Source organism: Chamaesiphon sp. VAR_69_metabat_338 (assembly GCF_031423935.1).
Classification (GTDB): Bacteria; Cyanobacteriota; Cyanobacteriia; order Cyanobacteriales; family Chamaesiphonaceae; genus Chamaesiphon.
Genome location: NZ_JANPGM010000571.1, coordinates 1 through 2658, shown reverse-complemented (window position 1 = coordinate 2658; position 2658 = coordinate 1). Strand labels below are relative to the sequence as shown.

The 2658-nt window shown below is 49.8% G+C and carries 1 protein-coding gene; it reads left to right on the top strand.

The annotated features are described in order from the left end of the window. Positions 1-191: 191 nt before the first annotated feature. The gene (locus RMO84_RS15680; RefSeq protein WP_396135873.1) at positions 192-2552 is read left to right on the top strand and encodes a ribonuclease R family protein; all 2361 of its coding nucleotides are present in this window, start codon (positions 192-194) and stop codon (positions 2550-2552) included. The last annotated feature ends 106 nt before the right edge of the window (positions 2553-2658 follow it).

The window sequence follows — 2658 nt, the reverse complement described above, 5'->3', positions numbered from 1 at the left end:
CGATCGAGTCGAAGTAGACGATCTTCTGGTGCTCCGGCAGATCCGATGCGTTAACCAACCCTTGTTGCTGGTGAGTCGATTGGTGTTGCTAAAATTGTGATAAAGAGTGACCTCGCATACCGTGCCATAAGTTAGCAAGGCTACAAACTGAATAAATGAATATGTTCTTGGGTGGAGGTAAATTAAACTATATGGAATTTTCGATCGCCACGCTGCTATCGCATGTTAGTCCTGAGAAGTTAGTTGCCCCAAAATTACTAGAAAAGAAGTTAGGTTGCGAGACCCCAGCGAGTATCGAACAATTGGATCTAGCTTTAGATTTACTAGAAAAAATCGGGATTTTGATTAAGGAAAAGGGGAAATTCCGCCGCGAACTGACCGATCGGGTGGTGGAAGCCAAGTTACGTTGTTCGAGTAAGGGGTTTTGTTTTGCAATTCAAGACCAAGAAAGCGCGGATGATATTTATATCCGTGAAAGTCATCTCAGTAATGCTTGGAATGGCGATCGCGTCTTAATTGAAGTCATCAAGGAAGGCACCCGACGGCGCAGTCCAGAAGGCGCAGTCAAGTTGATTTTAGAGCGGGCGAATCCTTCGGTATTGGCTAAAGTCAAAAAGCTAGAAACGGGTGACTATCGGGCGATTCCGCTGGACGATCGATTGTTATTCGAGCTGGAAGTGACGACTAACGGGCATCAGCCCAATGGTAACGGGCACGAGCAGATCGATCTCGATGAGATCTTGGATCATTTAGTCCATGTGGATGTGTTGCGTCATGCCATCGGTCAAGATTTGCCGATCGGTCGCGTGGCTAGAGTGCTGGGTACGACGGCAGAATCGGCAGCCGATATCGACATTGTGACTTGCAAGCACGATTTGCATCAAACATTTTCACCCGCAGTCGAAGCCGCTGCTGCGAAGATTACCAAAGGAGTTAAAGATCCGATCGCCGGTTCGCGCATCGATCTGCGGCACCTACCGACAATTGCCGTCAGCGCGCAGTCAGCACCGATCGATAGTGCGCTGACGATCGAGCAATTAGATGGTGAAATCTGGCGATTGGGCGTACATATCGCGGATATTGCAACATATCTAGTGGCTGACGATAGACTCGATCGCGAAGCAAAAAAACGCGGTACGGCTGTCTATTTGGGCGAAAATACTATTCCGCTGCTACCAGATGCCGTTCACCAAGCTTGTGGATTTATACCTGGAGCCGAACGGTTGGCTATTTCAGTGTTTCTCTCGCTCAACGATCGCGGCGAACTGATTGAGTTTAAGATCCAGCCGAGTCGCATTCAGTTAGATTGGTTGCTCGACCCCACCCAAATCGCCGCCACACTCGCTGGCGAACCCGCCCAAATCGACCCCCAAGCGATCGAAATCATCAAACCGATCTGGAACACGATTGCCCCAGCTTTTAGAGCGCAGCGACGTTCCCGAGGCGGATTGGAAGTCGATTTGATCCAGAAGCAAGCTCCATTCGCTGACGAAGGCAGGTTGGGCGTAATTTTCCTCGACGATCCGCAGTCGTTACTTACAGATGTAATGGTGATGGCCAATTACGCGATCGCCGTCCATCTCCAAGCTCTGCAAGTTCCAGGGATTTATGCCGTCCAGCACAATCCCGAACTCGTTGAAGTCAACGATACGATCAAGCTAGCGATCAATCTGGGATTAAATTTTGAAGGTGAAGTCGAAACCGAAGTCAGCGTTGCTGATTTGCAACGGTTGAGCCTCCAGTTTCCAGAGTCTCCAGTCCCCCAAGTCCTCAATTACCTATTCAAATCCCTGCTCAAAACCACGGTCTACAGCACGAAACCAGGTACGCATTTCGGACTGGCGATCGAGAATGGCTACACCCATGCAGTCTCACCTCTACAACGCTATCCCGATATTGCGATCCAGCGCGTCCTCCATGAGGTATTTGCCAACGGACGCGATCGCAAAACCTCCCGCGCCAAGGAAATCGTCGATCTGGGTAGCAGTAGCTGTCACGGCCAGATTACCTGGAATGTGCTCACGCCCACAGTCCAGCAAGACTTAGAAGCTCAAATCGCCGGATCGATCGCCCATCTCAACGATCGTACCAAGATCGCTCAAGATGCTGAAAACGATTTAGCTGGACTCCAAAAAGCCGAAAAAATGAAAGCTCGCACCGGCGAGATTTTTCAGGGCTTAATTACTGGGGTGCAATCCTATGGCTTCTTTGTAGAGATCGAAGACTCCCTGGTCGAAGGTTTGGTACATGTCAGTTCGCTCAAAGATGACTGGTACGAATTTCGCCCTCGTTATGCTTGTCTGGTCGGTCGCAAAAACCGCACTTCATACCGACTGGGCGATCGCGTCGAAGTTCAAGTCAAGAGTGTAGACTACTACCGCCAACAAATCGATCTAGTTACAGTCACTAGTATGTTGTCCGAAGCTGCCAATGAAGAAGATGCACCAGCAGTCGATTCAGCAGATTCGCTAGATTCAGGAGACTCGGGAGATTCACTTTCGATCGAGTCGCCGGAAGTCTCTGAGTTTGAACCACTAACTGAGGACGACTAATCTCCTAAATCCTCCAGCCGTAGTGTAGAGGCGATCTTCGGGTCGGGGCAATTCATAAAGCGACCAAAATCGCGCTGAGGTTTCCCCAGCGTGCGTTTTGGTCAAG

What these genes read in the sequence shown, in the direction of transcription:
- RMO84_RS15680 (WP_396135873.1), top strand. Translation starts at nt 192, where the DNA reads ATGGAATTTTCGATCGCCACGCTGCTATCGCATGTTAGTCCTGAGAAG.